This is a genomic window from Enterobacter sp. SENG-6 (assembly GCF_001605945.1).
Classification (GTDB): domain Bacteria; phylum Pseudomonadota; class Gammaproteobacteria; order Enterobacterales; family Enterobacteriaceae; genus Enterobacter; species Enterobacter cloacae.
This window is the reverse complement of the sequence record NZ_LOMM01000044.1, coordinates 61615-80159: the sequence shown is the minus strand read 5'-3', so window position 1 is coordinate 80159 and position 18545 is coordinate 61615. Positions and strand designations below refer to the sequence as shown.

13 protein-coding genes and 1 pseudogene are annotated in these 18545 nt (G+C 55.5%); 5 read left to right on the top strand and 9 right to left on the bottom strand.

Features of this window, described 5'->3' with window-relative positions:
- Positions 1-30 precede the first annotated feature (30 nt).
- Positions 31-1623 carry a maltose/glucose-specific PTS transporter subunit IIBC gene (gene malX / locus AX755_RS18255; protein ID WP_020688287.1) on the bottom strand — a complete coding sequence of 531 codons (1593 nt, stop codon included), beginning with the start codon at positions 1621-1623 and terminating at the stop codon, positions 31-33.
- A 178-nt stretch (positions 1624-1801) separates the two neighbouring features.
- Between malX and AX755_RS18250 the strand changes: the two genes are divergently transcribed.
- Complete coding sequence (locus AX755_RS18250) at positions 1802-2830, top strand: Mal regulon transcriptional regulator MalI (RefSeq protein WP_029882782.1); 1029 nt, start codon at positions 1802-1804, stop codon at positions 2828-2830.
- 86 nt (positions 2831-2916) lie between these two features.
- On the opposite strand, the gene AX755_RS18245 is transcribed toward AX755_RS18250, so the two are convergent.
- The gene (locus tag AX755_RS18245) at positions 2917-4449 is read right to left on the bottom strand and encodes a YdgA family protein (protein ID WP_062857207.1); all 1533 of its coding nucleotides are present in this window, start codon (positions 4447-4449) and stop codon (positions 2917-2919) included.
- A gap of 98 nt (positions 4450-4547) precedes the next feature.
- Positions 4548-5723 (bottom strand): mannose-6-phosphate isomerase, encoded by a 1176-nt coding sequence (gene manA, locus AX755_RS18240; protein ID WP_048971251.1) that lies wholly within the window; start codon positions 5721-5723, stop codon positions 4548-4550.
- Between the two features lie 199 nt (positions 5724-5922).
- Between manA and fumA the strand changes: the two genes are divergently transcribed.
- Positions 5923-7569: a class I fumarate hydratase FumA gene (fumA, locus tag AX755_RS18235; RefSeq protein ID WP_013096879.1), complete on the top strand. Its 1647-nt coding sequence runs from the start codon at positions 5923-5925 to the stop codon at positions 7567-7569.
- A gap of 137 nt (positions 7570-7706) precedes the next feature.
- A complete protein-coding gene (fumC, locus tag AX755_RS18230) occupies positions 7707-9101 on the top strand; it encodes a class II fumarate hydratase (RefSeq protein WP_020688279.1) in 1395 nt (464 codons plus the stop codon).
- On the opposite strand, the gene tus is transcribed toward fumC, so the two are convergent.
- The 3 genes from tus to rstA form a co-directional block, all read right to left on the bottom strand.
- Positions 9102-10031, bottom strand: a complete 930-nt coding sequence (tus, locus tag AX755_RS18225) for a DNA replication terminus site-binding protein (RefSeq protein ID WP_062857206.1) — start codon at positions 10029-10031, stop codon at positions 9102-9104.
- A 73-nt stretch (positions 10032-10104) separates the two neighbouring features.
- Complete coding sequence (gene rstB / locus AX755_RS18220) at positions 10105-11403, bottom strand: two-component system sensor histidine kinase RstB (protein ID WP_013096876.1); 1299 nt, start codon at positions 11401-11403, stop codon at positions 10105-10107.
- A 616-nt stretch (positions 11404-12019) separates the two neighbouring features.
- Positions 12020-12736: a two-component system response regulator RstA gene (gene rstA, locus AX755_RS18210; RefSeq protein WP_013096874.1), complete on the bottom strand. Its 717-nt coding sequence runs from the start codon at positions 12734-12736 to the stop codon at positions 12020-12022.
- Between the two features lie 128 nt (positions 12737-12864).
- Here rstA and AX755_RS18205 point away from each other — a divergent pair.
- A pseudogene (locus tag AX755_RS18205) lies at positions 12865-13200 on the top strand (GlpM family protein).
- Here the strand turns inward: AX755_RS18205 and folM are convergent.
- From folM to ydgH, 3 genes are all read right to left on the bottom strand, one after another.
- Complete coding sequence (gene folM, locus AX755_RS18200; protein ID WP_013096872.1) at positions 13197-13919, bottom strand: dihydromonapterin reductase; 723 nt, start codon at positions 13917-13919, stop codon at positions 13197-13199. The pseudogene AX755_RS18205 and the gene folM overlap by 4 nt on opposite strands.
- Positions 13920-13958: 39 nt before the next feature.
- Positions 13959-15341, bottom strand: coding sequence for an amino acid permease (locus AX755_RS18195; protein ID WP_013096871.1), 1383 nt, complete (start codon positions 15339-15341; stop codon positions 13959-13961).
- Between the two features lie 185 nt (positions 15342-15526).
- Positions 15527-16471: a DUF1471 family protein YdgH gene (gene ydgH, locus AX755_RS18190; RefSeq protein WP_047023670.1), complete on the bottom strand. Its 945-nt coding sequence runs from the start codon at positions 16469-16471 to the stop codon at positions 15527-15529.
- Positions 16472-17005: 534 nt separating this feature from the next.
- Here ydgH and pntA point away from each other — a divergent pair.
- Positions 17006-18535 carry a Re/Si-specific NAD(P)(+) transhydrogenase subunit alpha gene (pntA, locus tag AX755_RS18185; RefSeq protein WP_020688274.1) on the top strand — a complete coding sequence of 510 codons (1530 nt, stop codon included), beginning with the start codon at positions 17006-17008 and terminating at the stop codon, positions 18533-18535.
- Positions 18536-18545: the final 10 nt, after the last annotated feature.

Sequence of the window (18545 nt, the reverse complement as noted above, 5' to 3'; positions counted from 1 at the left end):
AAAACCCCCTCTGCGTGAGGGGGTGAGGCATCAGGCTTCGACTGTGCGCATCAGGGTGGCCAGCTCATCTTTGACCGACTGCACCTGCGGGCCGATAACCACCTGCAAATTGTGTTGATTCAACTGTACCACGCCGATTGCCCGGTTGGCTTTCAGGGCATTGGTATCCACTTTCGACATATCCGCCACCGACAGACGCAGACGGGTAATGCAGTTATCCAGAGAGGTAATGTTATCCGCACCGCCCAGCGCCGCCAGAATTGCCGGCGTGTTATAACCCGATTTACCCACCGTACCGGCAACGGCCTGTTCCACGCTGGTGGCGGTTTCGGCATCGCGGCCTGGCGTTTTCAGGTTAAAGCGGGTGATGGCGAAGCGGAAGATACCGTAGTACACCACGAACCAGATCGCCGCCACGACCGGCACCAGATACCACTTGGTGGACAAACCATGCAGGATGCCGAACACCACGAAATCAATTACGTTGCCGTCGGTGTTACCGATGGTGACGCCCAGCACCGCCATCACGGTAAAGCCCAGACCGGTTAGCACCGCGTGGATGAGATACAGCACCGGCGCGACAAACAGGAACAGGAATTCGATAGGCTCAGTCGTACCGCCTACAACGCAGGCGATTACCCCGGAAATCAACAGCCCTTTAATTTTGTGACGATTTTCAGGTCGGGCGCAGTGGTACATCGCCAGCGCCGCGCCTGGCAGACCGCCGAGGAAGGCCGGCATTTTACCCTGTGACAGGAAGCGGGTCGCACTCTCAGAGAAGCCATGAGTGGTTGGGCAGCTCAGCTGCGCCTGGAAGATGGTCAGCGCACCGCTTACATCATGACCGCACACTTCCATGGTGCCGCCTGCTTCGGTGAAGCGAATCAGCGCCACCAGAATATGTTGCAGGCCAAACGGCAGCAGCAGACGTTCGCCGGTACCGAAGATCATCGGGCCGAAATCGCCCGCGCCGTTAATGATACGGCCAATACCGTTGATACCGAGCGCAAAGACCGGCCAGATCAGCGGGATAACCAGACCAAACAGCCCCATGACCACGAGAGTAATAATTGGCACGAAGCGGGTACCGCCGAAGAACGCCAGCGCATCGGGGAGGCGGATATTGTGGAAGCGCTCATGCAGCATCCAGATAATGACCCCCGCGATCACCGCGCCGAGGATCCCGGTGTCGATGGATTGAATACCAATCACGCTCTGAATGTTGTTGGCTTTCAGCACCGCAGCATCGGTAGTGGGCAGGATGCCTTTGGCGGTCAGCCAGAAGTTCACCGCAAGGTTCATCACCGCGTAGCCCACAAAACCGGCGAACGCCGCCACGCCTTTATTCTCACGCGCCAGGCCCAGCGGGATGGCGATACAGAACATCACGGGCAGGAAACTGAAGGCAAAGGAGCCGACCTTACTCATCCAGATAAAGATCGCCTGCAGCACAGGGGTACCGAGGAACGGGATCAGCGTAATGACGTCCTTACTGCTGAGCGAGCTGCCGATCCCGAGCATGATCCCGCAGAACGAGAGAAGCGCCACGGGCAGCATAAAGGTTTTACCCAGTTGCTGGAAAAATTCCCACAGCGATATTTTTTGTGCTGTTTTCGCCGTCATAAAACGACTCCTTTATTGTTAAAATCAGTTTGTCTGCTTCAATGCTGCGAGAAGATAAAACGTTTTATCAAAGTTTAGTGCGCGCTGAATCACATTCTCAGCCTTTCACTGGTAGTATAAAGATAACGTATTGATAAAACGTTTTACCGATCTCATTATCAGGGAGTCACGCCAACATATGGCTGTAGCGAAAAAGATCACCATCAACGATGTCGCGCTGGCGGCGGGGGTTTCCGTCAGCACCGTTTCACTGGTCCTGAGTGGAAAAGGGCGCATCTCTCCCGCGACCGGTCAGCGGGTTAACGACGCCGTTGAACAACTGGGTTTTGTGCGTAACCGTCAGGCGTCGGCCCTGCGCGGGGGACAAAGCGGCGTGATTGGCCTGATCGTGCGTGACCTGACTTCACCCTTTTACGCCGAACTGACCGCCGGGTTAACCGAAGCGCTGGAGGCGCAGGGACGAATGGTGTTTCTGCTCCACGGCGGGCGCGAGCCGGACCAGCTTCTTTCCCGGCTCGACATGCTGCTCACCCAGGGCGTTGACGGTGTGATTGTTGCCGGAGCGTCGGGCGTGAGCAGTGAATTATGCGAGCGCGCGGCCGCTAAAGGGGTGCCTCTGGTCTTTGCGTCGCGCGCCAGTTATCTGGATGAAGCCGATACCCTGCGGCCAGATAACATGCAGGCGGCCCAAATGTTGACCGAGCATCTTATTCGTCGCGGACATCAGCGGATTGCCTGGCTCGGCGGAAAAAGCTCGTCGCTGACCCGCGCCGAACGGGTGGGCGGTTATTGCGCGACGCTGATTAAATACGGTTTACCGTTCCACAGCGAGTGGGTGGTAGAGTGTGAATCCAGTCAGAAAAAAGCCGCAGAAGCGATCGGTGCGCTGTTAAGCAGCAGTCCGACGATAAGCGCCGTGATTTGCTATAACGATGTGATTGCGATGGGGGCCTGGTTTGGTCTGATCCGCGCCGGGCGTCAGAGCGGTGAGGGGGGCGTTGAAACCTTCTTCGGCCATCAGGTGGCGTTAGGGGCATTTGCCGACGTTGGCGAAAATGCGCTGGACGATCTGCCTATTGTCTGGGCCACCACGCCCGCACGGGAGATGGGCTACACGCTGGCGGACAGGATCATGCAGCGCATCGAAAAAACAGACGTGCAGGCCGGGCACCAGATTGTGGCGGCGCGTTTGGTAACGGTGAAATAATCCAGAGCACGTTGCGGAGCGTAGGCCAGATAAGGCATCGCCGCCCCCCGGCAATAAAAAACCCCTTATGCGAGGGGTTTTGTCGTTTACTGCTGCGGCGCCGCAGGTTCGGCTGGCGCTGCTGGTTCAGCCGGTTCCGGCATGCCCAGGGCAGGCATACCAAACATGCCGACAAAGTCCTCCAGCGGCATTTTGTCACCGTTGAGCGTCACCTGGCCGTTGGCATACTGCAGGCTGGTGGAAATCGTGTTGTCGTCCACCTTGGTGATACGGAACATCTGGCCCATCGCCGCCAGGCCTTTCACCTGCTGGTTTGCCAGCTTGCCGGCATCGTCATCGCCGTACCCTTCAAGCTTCGCAATCTGAGTCATAAACTCGGTTGCCATGTCCATTGGGATCGTCAGCTTGCTGTCCAGTGACTTCACGCTGCGATCCACTTCCTGCGCCAGCGTTTGCGGTTCGCCCGTTGCGGTTGCCGGATCTTTCAGGAACAGAGACAGGTTAAAGCTGGTTTCGCCTTTGCTGTTTTTCCAGCTCAGCGGAGCGACGGTGATCACCGGTTCACCTTTGAGCAGAATAGGCAGGTTGTTGAACAGCACGGCCATCGCCTGCTGCTGATACACTTCCGGGTTCTGCTGCAGCGCGGCATCGGTCAGCAGCGCCTGGCTCTCTTTGCTGTATTTCTGGCTGAATTCATGCCATGCCTGACCGTCAATATTGCCGATCTTCAGCGAAAGCTTGCCGGTACCCAGGTCCTGATTCTGCACTTTCAGGCTCTTCAGGGTGTAATCCAGCTGAGTATTGATGCTCTTACCGTCTTTGGAGACATCCGATTTACCATCAACGTCCATGCCTTCCAGCACGGCCATCTCTTTACCTTCAATCGCAATGGCAATCTTATCAATCGAGAGTTTCTGATCGCCGATACGCTCTTTGAAGTCGGTCATGCGGCTGTTGCCGTCCGCTTTCAAATTGTTGAAGGTAATCTGAACCTTCTGATCGTATTCGTTAACGGCGTTGATCAGACCGCTTTGCGCTTCCCCTGTCAGGGAGAGCACGTTCCCTTCGCGGTCAGCATCTACGGTGAAGTTGCCACCGCTGAAGGTGACTTTCTCGTTCTCTTTCTCGTAGTTCAGCGCCTTCAGCGCGATATTCGAGCGGGTGTCACCGGCATAGCTGATGCGGGTATCAACCGCGAAAGGTGATTCATTTTTTGCCAGATCGAACAGCGGCTTAGTTAAGTCGTTATTCACCAGCACGGTGTGAACGGACGCCATTGATGGGATCAGGTTAAAGAACTTCAGCTGCGCCAGCGGGAACGGACCGTGACTTACCACCTCATCCAGCACCACCGTCTGGCCCGGCTTCAGCCAGCCATTTTCATTTCCGGCAACGGGCTTCACCACAAGCTGCATATGGCTGGTGAATACCCCGCGCTCATAATTCTGATAGCTCAGCTCTACACCCGCTTCCGGTGCGCCACGCTTAATTTGGCTGTTAGCCTGTGCCACCATCTCAGCCAGACGGCTCTCCAGCTGCTTCCCGGTAAACCAGGATGCTCCCGTCCAGACTACGCCTAACGCTACAATCACGCCTACCGCTACGACCGATTTTTTCATTGCGACTATCCCTAAAATGAAACCAGGCGGTAGAAACCGCCCGGAGATATAAAGCCTGCCACTAGCTTAGCAAGAGTTGTTAAAAAATTCAGTATTGTCTAAAGCTTATTAAATACGCGCGCCAGGCGACCGGTACCGCTCACGCTGACCGGGGACTCATTAGCAGCAACGAATGCTGACTCACCCGGCTTAAGCACCAGACGCTGTTCGCCTTTATGCAGTGTCGCTTCACCCTCAACGCAGAACAGGATCGCCGCGCTCTCCTGCGCGATGGTCGTTTTGGTCTGGCTGAGGTCATGCAGGGAGAAAGCAAAATCGTCAACCGGAATAGGGAAGTCCAGCTCTGCGCCATTTTTGACGGGCTGAGTAAGCAGCTCGGCAGCAGGTTTTGCCACAAACTTCACGTTAGCCACCAGTTCAGGGATGTCGATATATTTCGGCGTCAGACCCGCGCGCAGCACGTTGTCGGAGTTGGCCATTACCTCCAGCGCCACACCCTGCAGATAGGCATGCGGCGTTTCCGCGAACAGGAACATGGCTTCGCCCGGGTTTAGTTTCACCACGTTCAGCAGCAGCGGGGAGAACAGGCCGCTGTCGTCCGGGTAAAACGCAGAAATCAGACGGATGGTGTCCCATGGTTCGCCCTGCTGGCCGTCCAGCGCCGCTTTCAGCACCGCCAGGGCGTGGGATTTCTCGTCGCCCTGCATGTTGAGCAGGCTGGCGAACAGCTGGCTCAGGCTTTCCGCGTTCGGATTTGCCAGGAAATGTGCGATAGCGTTATGCGCTCCTGCGACCGGCTGCAGCAGAGAGATGATCTCGGAGAACTCGCGAAACGCGTTCATCGCCAGGAAAGGGGTCAGCGCAAAGACCAGCTCCGGCTTGTGGTTCGGATCTTTATAGTTACGCTCGGCGGCATCTAACGGGATACCGGCCGCATTCTCTTTTGCAAAGCCAATTTCAGAGGCTTTCTTGTTCGGGTGAACCTGGATGGAGAGAGGTTGATCGGCACACAGCACCTTAAACAGGAACGGCAGCTCGCCAAAACGGTTGGCCACGCTGTTGCCCAGCAGCGTGGCTTTATCGGCATCAATTACGTCGCGCAGCGCGCGCACCTGGCCGCTGGCATCTTCAACTTTTGAGCTGCTCTTCGGGTGGGCGCCCATCCACAGTTCTGCCATCGGCAGGTTGTCCGGGTTCGCGATACCGTAGAGTTCCGTTAACGCAGTTTTACTTCCCCAGGCGTAGTTTTGCACTGAGTTGATGAGTTTTTGCATTATCAAGCCCTGATTCAAATGTGGAATAAACTCCGGGTATTAAAGCAATAAACCACCTGGAAGTAACCTGCGGATGTAAAAAGTCGTACTAGTCTCAGTTTTTGTTAAAAAATTGTGTAGGATAAGCTGACTCGCTTTTAAGCCGGGCAGCGGAACATCTGCCCTGAATAATCAGACCGACGCAGTAAGTGAGAGAACAATGTCGAACAAACCCTTTCATTACCAGGATCCTTTCCCGCTCGGTAAGGATCAGACCGAATATTACCTGTTAACCCGCGATCACGTCTCTGTCTCTGAGTTTGAAGGGCAGGAGATCCTCAAGGTCGATCCGCAGGCGCTGACCTTACTGGCGCAGCACGCCTTCCACGACGCCTCGTTTATGCTCCGTCCTGCGCATCAGCAGCAGGTGGCCGATATTCTCAGCGACCCGGAGGCCAGCGAAAACGATAAGTATGTCGCGCTGCAGTTCCTGCGTAACTCCGATATCGCGGCAAAAGGCATTCTGCCGACCTGCCAGGACACCGGTACGGCCATCATCGTGGGTAAAAAAGGCCAGCGTGTCTGGACCGGTGGCGGCGATGAAGCCGCGCTGGCGCACGGTGTCTACAACACTTACACCGAAGACAACCTGCGCTACTCGCAAAACGCGGCGCTGGATATGTATAAAGAGGTCAACACCGGCACCAACCTGCCTGCGCAAATTGACCTCTACAGCGTGGACGGCGATGAGTACAAATTCCTTTGCATCGCGAAAGGCGGCGGTTCAGCCAACAAAACCTACCTCTACCAGGAAACGAAAGCGCTGCTCACACCGGGCAAGCTGAAGAACTACCTGGTGGAAAAAATGCGTACCCTCGGGACTGCAGCCTGTCCGCCATACCATATCGCCTTTGTCATTGGCGGCACGTCGGCGGAAGCGACGCTGAAAACCGTGAAGCTGGCATCGACTAAATACTACGACGGCCTGCCAACCGAAGGGAACGAACACGGCCAGGCGTTCCGCGATGTTCAGCTTGAGCAGGAGCTGCTGGAAGAAGCGCGTAATCTGGGGCTCGGCGCACAGTTCGGCGGTAAATACTTTGCTCACGACGTGCGTGTGATCCGTCTGCCGCGCCACGGCGCATCCTGCCCGGTGGGTATGGGCGTCTCATGCTCGGCGGATCGTAACATCAAAGCGAAGATCAACCGTGAAGGCGTGTGGATCGAAAAACTGGAGAACAATCCGGGTAAGTACATTCCGGAAGCGCTGCGTAAAGCCGGTGAAGGTGAAGCGGTTCGCGTTGATCTGAACCGCCCGATGAAAGAGATTCTGGCGCAGCTGTCTCAGTACCCGGTCTCGACGCGTCTCTCCCTGAACGGCACGATCATCGTCGGCCGCGACATCGCCCATGCGAAGCTGAAAGAGCGCCTGGACAACGGCGAAGGGTTGCCGCAGTACATCAAAGATCATCCGATCTACTACGCGGGCCCGGCGAAAACGCCAGAGGGTTATGCCTCCGGCTCATTAGGCCCAACCACCGCAGGCCGCATGGACTCCTATGTTGACCAGCTCCAGGCCAACGGCGGCAGCATGATCATGTTGGCGAAAGGCAACCGCAGCCAGCAGGTGACGGATGCGTGCCACAAGCACGGCGGGTTCTACCTCGGCAGTATCGGTGGTCCGGCGGCCGTACTGGCGCAGGGCAGCATCAAGAGCCTGGAGTGCGTGGAATACCCGGAACTGGGTATGGAAGCGATCTGGAAAATTGAAGTGGAAGATTTCCCGGCGTTTATCCTGGTGGATGACAAAGGCAATGACTTCTTCAAGCAGATCCAGTCCTCTCAGTGTTCGGCATGTGTGAAGTAAGCTAAAAAGCCGGGTGGCGGCTACGCCACCCGACACCAAAAAGAGCGCACAAAGCGCCATAACGTTTCTCAGAAGTCATCAATACTTATCTCTTAAGCATGTGAGCAATCCCATCTTTAATTATCAAGGAGAAAGTAATGACAACGCATCGCCGTGAGAAAGATTCGATGGGCGCGATCGACGTTCCGGCCGACAAACTCTGGGGGGCGCAAACCCAGCGCTCGCTGGAACATTTCCGTATTTCGACAGAGAAAATGCCCGTTTCGCTGATTCAGGCGCTGGCGCTGACCAAACGTGCCGCCGCCAAAGTGAATCTGGATCTGGGCCTGCTGGCGGCTGACAAAGCCAACGCCATCATCAGTGCCGCCGACGAAGTGCTGGCGGGCAAGCATCCCGACGAATTCCCCCTGGCCATCTGGCAGACCGGCTCTGGCACGCAGAGCAACATGAACATGAATGAAGTGCTGGCCAACCGGGCAAGCGAGTTGCTGGGCGGCGTGCGCGGTATGGAGCGTAAGGTTCACCCGAACGATGACGTTAACAAGAGCCAGAGCTCCAACGATGTCTTCCCGACGGCAATGCACGTGGCGGCGGTGATTGCCATCCGTGAACAGCTTATCCCGCAGCTAAATGTGCTTAAAAGCACCCTTAACGAGAAAGCCCAGGCCTTCAGCGATATCGTCAAAATCGGGCGTACCCACCTGCAGGATGCCACGCCGCTGACCCTTGGACAGGAGATATCCGGCTGGGTGGCGATGCTGGAACACAATCTCAAACACATTGAGCACAGCCTGCCGCATCTCTCTGAGCTGGCGCTGGGTGGCACGGCGGTGGGGACGGGGCTAAATACCCATCCGGAGTACGCGGTGCGCGTGGCGGAAGAGCTGGCCGCGATTACCGGGCAACCGTTTGTTACCGCGCCCAATAAGTTTGAGGCGCTGGCAACCTGCGACGCGCTGGTTCACACCCATGGTGCGCTGAAAGGGCTGGCGGCATCACTGATGAAAATCGCCAACGACGTGCGCTGGCTGGCCTCTGGCCCGCGCTGCGGCATTGGTGAAATCAGCATCCCGGAAAATGAACCGGGTAGCTCCATTATGCCGGGCAAAGTGAACCCGACGCAGTGTGAAGCCATGACTATGCTCTGCTGTCAGGTGCTGGGAAATGACGTGGCCGTCAACATGGGCGGTGCGTCAGGCAATTTCGAGCTGAACGTCTATCGTCCGATGGTTATCCACAATGTGCTTCAGTCTGTACGTCTGCTGGCGGACGGCATGGAGAGTTTCAACGCGCATTGCGCCTCCGGCATTGAGCCGAACCGCGAGCGAATCAGCCAGTTGCTCAATGAGTCGCTGATGCTGGTAACCGCCCTCAATACCCATATCGGCTACGACAAAGCCGCTGAGATCGCCAAAAAGGCGCATAAAGAGGGGCTGACGCTGAAAGCCTCTGCGCTGGCGCTTGGCTACCTCACGGAAGCCGAGTTTGATGCCTGGGTCCGCCCTGAAGCGATGGTCGGCAGCCTGAAATAGTCACGTCGCCACATACAGGTGCAGCCGGGGAATAATCAGCTGCAGCGGCTGCGCCTGAGGCTTATAGCGATGCTGAACGTTTTCCGCATCGTAATTCAGCAGTTCGCCAATGTCCGGTACCACGGCGCCCTGGTCGGCATCGTAGAGCGCAATCAGCGGTGTTGGGCAGGCGTACTGGATCTGATTTTGCTGGCCTGAATACCAGACGCGGGCGATAGGCTGCACCTTCACCGGGCGTTTAATCTTAAGGCGCGTTTCAACGGGCAATGACGCGATGCTGTGATACTCCTGCTCCAGGCGCTCAATCCACTGCTCGCGCGACCACGGAGCTACGGTGCGCGGCGCTTTCAGGCTCTTTTCCAGCTGGGCCAGGATCTCATCCCGGGTAAAGTTTTTGATAATGTGCTTGTTGGCCCAGCCGAAGCGCAGCGTGGCGGGCTGACGCAGTACCGTCAGCGTACGGTAGGCATTCAGGGTGATTAAACCCGGAAGCTGGCGGTGCACCCACTCAAAGCGGGCGGCTGGCGCCAGGCCTGACTCTTCGGTAATGATCTTTTCAAATGCCGCTTTCAGGGTATTGATGTGCGTAATCTGGGTTTCCAGCGCCTCACGGGTTTCGGCGTCCGTTTGCAGACAGATCACCCCCGGCAGGCGAACGGCCGCCTTGCTGCTGCGGTTTTCTGACTGCTGCTGAATAAACAGGCGACGATAGTGCTGTAGCGCCAGATCCCGGGCGGATTGGCCGATATGCTGTTTGACGTCGATGGTTTGCAGCGGATCGTGCTCTGCGCCTTTTGCCACCTCCGGCAGGGTAAAGACCCGTGCAGCCAACAGGCGGCAGGCCTGCAGGCGCTCGGTTAGCGTTAACAGCTCATGCTCCATCTCCCGAAAGGTGCTGTTCAGCCTTTCGATAAGATCGTATATCGCCATGTGAATCCCCATTAGTTACAACATACTCATGGTATAGCACAGCACGCCGGGTCAGGCCAGCGTGCGGTTAAGGTCAGGCAGGAACGGGAAGGGCGATGTTATGGTACACCGGCCAGCTAAAGCAGAAGCATGCGCCGCCGAGTTCACTCTCCCCGCACTGCACCGTGCCGCCCATCGCCTGCGCGATAGAGTGGACAATCGCCAGCCCCAAACCACACCCTCCCGTCGCACGGTCGCGGCTCGGGTCGAGACGCACAAACGGCTCGAACACGGTTTCACGCGCATCCGGGGCGATGCCGGGGCCATCGTCTTCCACCGTCAGACGGGCCTGATTGTCCTGCAAGTCCAGGCCAATCCGCAGCGTGCTCTCGCTGTAGCGCATGGCGTTGTTCATCAGATTATCCAGCACGCGTTCCATCAGGCGCATGTCCAGCGCGCCGTAATCACCCGGCGTGACGCGCGTTAACAGGGTGCGTTGCGGATTGACGCTCTGGACGTCATCAATATGGGTTTGGATCCACGTCGGCAGATCCGGGGTACTGAGGTGCAGTTCATTTTGTGGACGGTCAAGACGAGCATAGGTGAGCAGCTCCTCAATGAGCGCTTCAAGCTGGCCGATGTCGCGGTTTAACGCCTGAGACTCTGCCGCCGTAAGGTTTTCGCTCATCTCCAGCCGATAGCGCAGACGCACCAGCGGCGTGCGCAGCTCATGAGCAATCCCGTCGATCAGCTGTTTTTTACTGGCAATCAGGGCGTTGATGTTATCGGCCATCTGATTGAATGCCACCCCCAGACGTTCAAAGCTGGACCCGCTGTCAAAGTGAATACGCTCGGTAAGATGCCCCTCGCCAAAGCGCTGTGCGGCGGATTCCAGTTTCAGCATGTCCTGCCAGTGTGGGCGCATCCAGATAAAGACCGGGAAGGCGAGTGAAATGGCGATAAAGGCCATCAGGGCCATATCCAGCAGGCGCATCTGGTGCAGATAATAGAGATAAGGCACCGGCCCTACGGCCAGCACATAATGACTGCGCGGAATGCGCTGGATAAAGGTGTATTTCTCATCCAGTGCCACGATATCCCCGTCACGCAGGCGCTGCATGGCAGGCGGATCTAAATCGAAATCTTTCAGCGGTTCAATGCGCAGATCGAACGACAGGTTCAAATCCAGCTCTTTTAAGGTTCTCGCCCAGTCATGTGGTGGAATTTCACGCAGTTCGCTGCGCATCAGATAAAGAGAGCTTTTCATCAGATCGTCCAGCGACTGCCTGCCCGCTCGTTCGGCAGTGAACTTATAGACCAGCCCGACCAGCATGGTCATCACCAGGAAGCAGACAAACAGCAAAAGATAAAACTGCACAAAAAGCTTTTTCATTAAATCTCACCGAAAAAACGATACATGCAGAATATACATGAAAAACCTTCCGGTGTTTTCACCACCATCATGCACGACAAACGTATTATCTGAGCCGTGCCGAGGTTTGTTACATGGCGTGAGTACTTCTTTTGATTTTGGCGATGAGTTTTTCTGTCACGCTCAGGCCTTCCGCGATCTCCGCATCAATCACGGCGCTTCCGAATTCGTTAATTAAATCCAACAATATTTCGTAAGACTGAATCAGTTCCAGAAGATCAAAGAGGGCTTTTTGGTCGGCACGCGTGGGGGAGGCTTGGTTAAGCGTTGCCTGATTAACAATCCATTCAAGATTGGTTTTGATGGTTCTACGTCATGGTAGCTATACATATGTCATAGGCTTAAATCCTCATTTCAAGATTTTATGGGAGAGAGGTAGCGAGAGCGTCGCGATAAAAACGTTTATGTGGCGGGCCCGGTGCGAGCTCAAGAAGGAATGCAGGAAAAGTAATTATGGATTAGTTCGCTGGCTTAGCAAGTTAATTGTTGCGCCAACGGGCAAATTAACGCGCGAAAGAAAGGGCATTGTCATGTAATGCCTTCATTTCGCGCAGGCTATGCTATTTTGCTAACGCGATCAGGTTTCCCAGGCGTGCGGGGCGAACAGATAACCCTTGTTACGCACGGTTTTGATGCGGTACGGCTCGGTGGCGTTGTCCTGCAGTTTCTTGCGCAGTCGCGAAATAGCCACGTCAACACTGCGATCCATTCCATCGTAACTTACGCCGCGCAGGTTTTTCAGCAACGCGTCACGGTCCATAATCTGCCCCGCATGGGTGGCCAGCTCCCAGAGCAGGTCAAAATCGGCGGTAGAGAGCGCGATAAGCTCACCGGAAAGCAGGACCTGGCGGTTAACCGGATCGATGGATAACGTGCCAAACCGCATCGCTTTATGCGGCATCAGGGACTGCGCCGGCACCTCGCGTTCACTGCTGGCATGCTGGCGCAAATGCAGGCGCAGACGGGCGAGCAGAACGGCAGGCGGCGTGGTTTTAAGAATGTAGTCATTGGCCCCCATCTCCAGCGACAGAATATGGTTCATGTCGCTGTCCAGTGAGGTCAGCAGCACGATAGGGCCATCCCACTGAGCCCGCAGGTCGCGGCACAGCGTCATCCCGTCTTTGCCGGGCAACATGATATCCAGCAGCACCAGATCCGGGTTTTCACGCACTACGACCTCTTCGGCGCGATCGCCACGTGGCTCAACAATAACGTCCATATCATGTTTACCCAGATAAGCGGCGATCAATTGTCCCACTTCGGGCTCATCTTCTACATAAACAATCTTATTCATACAACGTCTGTTATCGCGAAAAATGCCAACATACACCGCGTAACCTTAACCTTCCATTAATCTTTCAAAATTAACGTCAGTTCCGTTATTCTGGCTCTTATTGTTACTTGATTGTTATAGGAAAAAGCATGGGGCTGGCGATAAAAGCCGCGCTGGGCGCGCTGGTGGTGTTATTGATTGGCGTACTGGCAAAAACCAAAAATTACTACATTGCCGGGCTGATTCCGCTCTTCCCGACGTTTGCGCTCATTGCACACTACATTGTCGCCTCGTAACGCGGCACTGAGGCGTTGCGCACCACCATTGTGTTTGGCATGTGGTCAATCATCCCTTACTTTCTCTACCTGTTGTCCTTGTGGTATTTCACGGGCTTTCTGCGGCTTCCCCTGGCGCTGGGCGGGGCGGTGGTCTGCTGGGGGCTCAGCGCCTGGGTGCTGATTTTCTTCTGGAGCCGCTATCACTAGCGCAGCGGTCGCCCGCCGTCCACGGCAAAGGTTCTGCCGGTGACGTAACAGCTGGTGAGCAGATAATCGATAAGGTCGATCACCTCTTTCTCGCCAGGGGCGATTTTCATCAGGGATTTATTCAGCGCCTGCTGACGATACTCGGCATCATCGCCCTCATTGAATAAAATCATCGCCGGGGCGATGGCGTTCACCTTGACCTCTGGTGCCAGCTTGCGGGCAAATGAACGCGTCATGTTATCCAGTGCGGCTTTACTCGCCGCATAAGCGATGTGTTTGTCGCTCCCGCGCTCCACCACATAATCGGTGAAATGAATAATGTCACCCGCGGCATGGCCGTGGCCGCGCAGCAGATCCTGTAGGGCATGGTTAAGCAAATAGGGGGCATTGACGTGGATCTGCAGCATACAGGCGAGCGTTTCGCTGAGCGACGTACCGGGTTTTTCTGCAAGCCATGCGCTGGCGTTATGGATAATCGCCCGCAGACCGTGGGTCGTTGATTTGACCTTATCCGCAAAGGCAAGAATGCCGTCGTCGGTGGAGAAATCAGCCTGAATACAGGTTGCCCCCGCTTTTCGTAGCCCGTCTATCGAGGGGTATTCCGTGCGGTAACTGACAATGACCGGGTGGCGAAGGTTGAGAAAGTGATGGGCGAGGGCGAGGCCGATACGACGGCCTCCACCGGTGATCAGTATTGGGCGATGCTGCGCAGTTCCCATCGTATTCTCCTCTTCAGTTCAACAATGGGAAACGCAGGGTTATCCCATTAACATCCAGGTTGCCGGTACGGCAGCAACCAGTAACAGCCCGATGAGGGCCATTTCGCGGCGTTTAAGCGCGTTCTCCAGCTGATGAGTACGGCGGGCATAGATAAACACCAGCAGGCCCGGCGCATACAACACCACCGACAGCAGCAGGTGCATAGGCCCGGAAGCATACAACAACCACAAGCCGTAAATACAGGCGCCGATCCCCACCGCATAATGCGCCGGGCGGGTGGCGATTTTTAACAGATACGCACCCACTAAGAAATAGGGTACCAGAATCATCTCCGAGGCGATGGTCAGCAGGGTGTTATAGTCCGAACCTGTGAGCCAGATCAGCACCAGGCAGACCTGAACGCTGATATTCGTCAGCCAGAGCGACGCTGACGGCGCACTGTTTTTATTCTGACGGGCAAACAGACGTGGAAACGCTTTGTGCGTGGCAGCCAGGAAAGGCACTTCTGCCGCCATGATGGTCCAGCTCAGATAAGCCCCGCAGACGGAGATAATCAGCCCCGCGGCAATGACCACATCGCCCCAGCTACCGAGCATTTTCACCATCAGACCGGCCATGGATGGGTTACGCATTTCGGCCAGTTCAGGACGAGCCACCACACCCAGCGACAGCAGCGTCACCAGCAGATAGACACCGAGGGCCGCCAGCACCGCCAGCAGCGTGGCGCGTCCGACGTCGCGCTTGTTGCGCGCGCGGGCAGAGACCACCACCGCACCTTCAACACCAATGAAAACCCACAGGGTGATCAGCATGGTGTTTTTCACCTGCTCCCAGACGGGGACGCCAAGCGCAAGGCCAGTGAAATCGAGTTTAAATACATCCAGACGGAATGCCATAAACGCCAGCACGATAAACAGCCCGAGCGGAACCAGTTTGGCCAACGTCGCCACCAGGTTAATGCTTGCCGCCGTCTGGACGCCGCGCAAAATGAGCCAGTGTACGACCCACAGCAGCACCGACGCCCCGACAATCGACTGCCAGGTGTTGCCGTCACCAAAAAGACGCAGCTCGGGCGTATCGGTAAAGAAACTGAGCGCCGAGAAGACAATAACCAGATAGGAGACGTTAGCGATCACCGCACATAGCCAGTAACCCCACGCGGAACAGAAGCCAATCAGTTCCCCAAAACCGGCCCGCGCGTAGGTGAAAATACCGCCATCAAGATCGGGACGAATACGGGTCAGCAGCAGCATAGCGAAGGCCAGCAGCAAAATGCCAACGCCGGTAATCCCCCAGCCAATCAGCAGTGCGGCCGGGCTTGCGACGGCCGCCATATTCTGCGGTAAACTGAATACCCCCGCACCCAGCATTGAGCTTAAAACGAGTGCAGTTAAAGCACTCAGGCCAAGTTTCTTTTCCATTGGCTTCCTGTTATGAAAGGTCCAAATCCAGAATAATTATTTCGCACAGGCGCATAAAAATGGTGGATCACACTAAGGCGCGGGATTTTACGGAGTGTCACGAACGCATGCAATGATGTGTAGCAGAAATTCAAAAAAAGTAACAAAAAAAGGCGGCATTGAGCCGCCTTTAATGAAGAGTTTTGTTACTTGTACAGATCGGCGCTGATGGTCACATTGTTACCACGTTCCTGCCACTGGCGGGTGATGTGGTAGTACTTCGCCCCTTTCTTCGCCGCACGCTTCGCGACCTGATAAGAGACTTCCGTCATATTGCCGTAGTTGCCGGTAAACTTGATGCTGTCGAACGGCACCATCTGCGCAGCCGTGGCGTTGTTCAGCTCTTCAACTTTGGTGCCGTCTGGCAGGGTAACGGAGTAACGGCCACCTTTCGTGGATTGCGTCTCAAAGAAACGGCCCACTTCAGCGCTTGGCGCTGCGGAGGTTGCTACGCCTGGAATTTCGACTTTCTTCGCTTCTTCGCCGCCTTTCGCTAACGCTGCGCGACCGGCTTCTGAATCAGCAGGGATGGCATCCGGGCTTTGCAGAACGCGTTTTTTCGCATCTTCTTTATAGATGAACGCGGTAATACGCTGGTTGCCACCCTGGTTAGCATCTACCTGACGCACGATGTAGAACGAGTAAGCCCCTTTCTGTTTCGCGGCTTTGGTGATGGCATCGTTCACTTCTGGCTGGCTGCGGTAGAAGCCCTGAACGGTAACGGTGTCATACGGTTCCAGCTCAATCGCCTGATCTTTAGGCAGTTCAACGACGCCGTTGATCACGCGGTTTTTCGGCGCGTCAGCTTTTGGCGCATTCTCTTTGTACAGCGCAATGGTCACGCGCTGGTTACCGCTATTGCCTTGATCGGACTGGTCAAGCACGTAAAACGACGCTGCGCCGTTTTTATCAGCGGCTTTTGATGCGGCGGTAACGGCATCGCCAATAGAGTTGTAACGACCCACAATGACCGTATGGTCAAAAGGTTTTAACGCTGCCGCTTGCTCCGGCGTTAACTCTGTCGCGGCATTCGCAGACAGGGCGGTCGCGGAAAGAAGTGCGGACGCCAGGAGTGTGTTCTTAAGCTTCATAAAAATAATCCTTCGCCTTGCGCAAACCATGTACTGGTATTGTTGTTAATTTGAGACGGTCCCGATTATGGCATTTAAAACCTGTTGCTGTCTGCGCCATTTTTCACAGCCTGTGCTCACCGAAGGATCTGATTCGATAACATTTAGTGATATGTTGAAAAAACAGGCGTTTGACAAGCAAAAGTGATAAAGCATATGACTTTTACAAGTTAATTTAATGTTAATAAGTTGATCTCATATGGCGCTATATCATGTTTTTACCGCTTCGCTTGCGCGATTTATCGGTTCTGAGGATGAATTTAAGGTAAATATCTCTGTCAGCGAGGCCGATCGCTTATTTTTCACAGATAATGTAAGAAATAGTGTTTTCAGGCGGTAGATCGCAGGCGCTATTTTCAGTAGGTTATAGAAAGTTTGTTACTGTTTTATTTTCCGGGGTTACTCATTTGCCGCCGCTCTAAGGATGGCGAAATTTGATGCAACTGCGGGCATTTATCGATAAACCATCATCAAAAACCGATGGAAGGGAAAACTATGCGTATTGGGGTACCAAAAGAACGGTTTGCCAATGAAACCCGCGTAGCGGCGACACCAAAAACGGTGGAGCAACTGCTTAAACTGGGTTTTACCGTCGCCATTGAAAGCGGCGCGGGCAAACTGGCGAGTTTCGATGACGAGGCCTTTATTCAGGCTGGTGCGGACGTGGTGGACGGTGCTGAAGTCTGGCAATCACCCGTTATTCTGAAGGTGAATGCGCCGCAAGAGAGCGAGATTGAGCTGCTGAACCCGGGCACCACGCTGGTGAGTTTTATCTGGCCTGCTCAAAACCCAGAGCTGATGGAGAAGCTGGCGGCACGTGGCGTGACGGTAATGGCGATGGACTCCGTGCCGCGTATTTCGCGCGCGCAGTCTCTGGATGCCCTGAGTTCAATGGCGAACATCGCCGGTTACCGTGCAATCGTCGAAGCCGCCCATGAATTCGGCCGTTTCTTCACCGGTCAGATCACGGCGGCAGGCAAAGTGCCTCCGGCAAAAGTGATGGTGATTGGTGCCGGTGTGGCAGGCCTGGCGGCTATCGGTGCGGCAAACAGCCTGGGCGCTATCGTCCGCGCCTTTGACACCCGCCCGGAAGTGAAGGAGCAGGTGCAGAGTATGGGCGCCGAGTTCCTTGAGCTGGACTTCAAGGAAGAAGCGGGCAGCGGTGATGGTTATGCGAAGGTGATGTCCGAAGCCTTTATCAAAGCGGAAATGGAACTCTTTGCCGCGCAGGCAAAAGAGGTGGACATTATTGTCACCACCGCGCTGATCCCGGGTAAACCGGCACCGAAGCTGATCACCCGTGAGATGGTGGACACCATGAAGCCGGGCAGCGTGATTGTCGACCTGGCCGCGCAAAACGGCGGTAACTGTGAATATACCGTGCCGAACCAGGTATCCACGACCGCCAACGGGGTGAAGGTGATTGGTTATACGGATCTGCCGGGCCGTCTGCCCACGCAGTCTTCCCAGCTGTACGGTACTAACCTCGTTAACCTGCTGAAACTGCTCTGCAAAGAGAAAGATGGCAACATCACCGTTGATTTTGACGATGTGGTTGTACGCGGCGTGACCGTGGTGCGTGAAGGCGAAATCACCTGGCCTGCGCCACCGATTCAGGTTTCCGCCCAGCCTCAGGCTGCACCGAAAGCGGCGCCAGAACCAACAGAGCCTGCTAAACCGGCGTCTCCGTGGCGTAAATATGCGCTCATGGCGCTGGCGATTATTCTGTTTGGCTGGCTGGCCGATGTCGCGCCAAAAGAGTTCCTCGGCCACTTTACCGTCTTCGCGCTCTCCTGCGTGGTGGGTTACTACGTGGTCTGGAATGTCTCCCATGCACTACACACGCCATTGATGTCGGTCACTAACGCCATCTCCGGGATCATCGTGGTCGGGGCGTTACTGCAGATTGGTCACGGCGGCTGGATTAGCTTCCTGAGCTTTATCGCGGTGCTGATCGCCAGTATCAATATTTTCGGTGGTTTCACCGTGACTCAGCGCATGCTGAAAATGTTTCGTAAAGGCTAAGGGGTAGCAT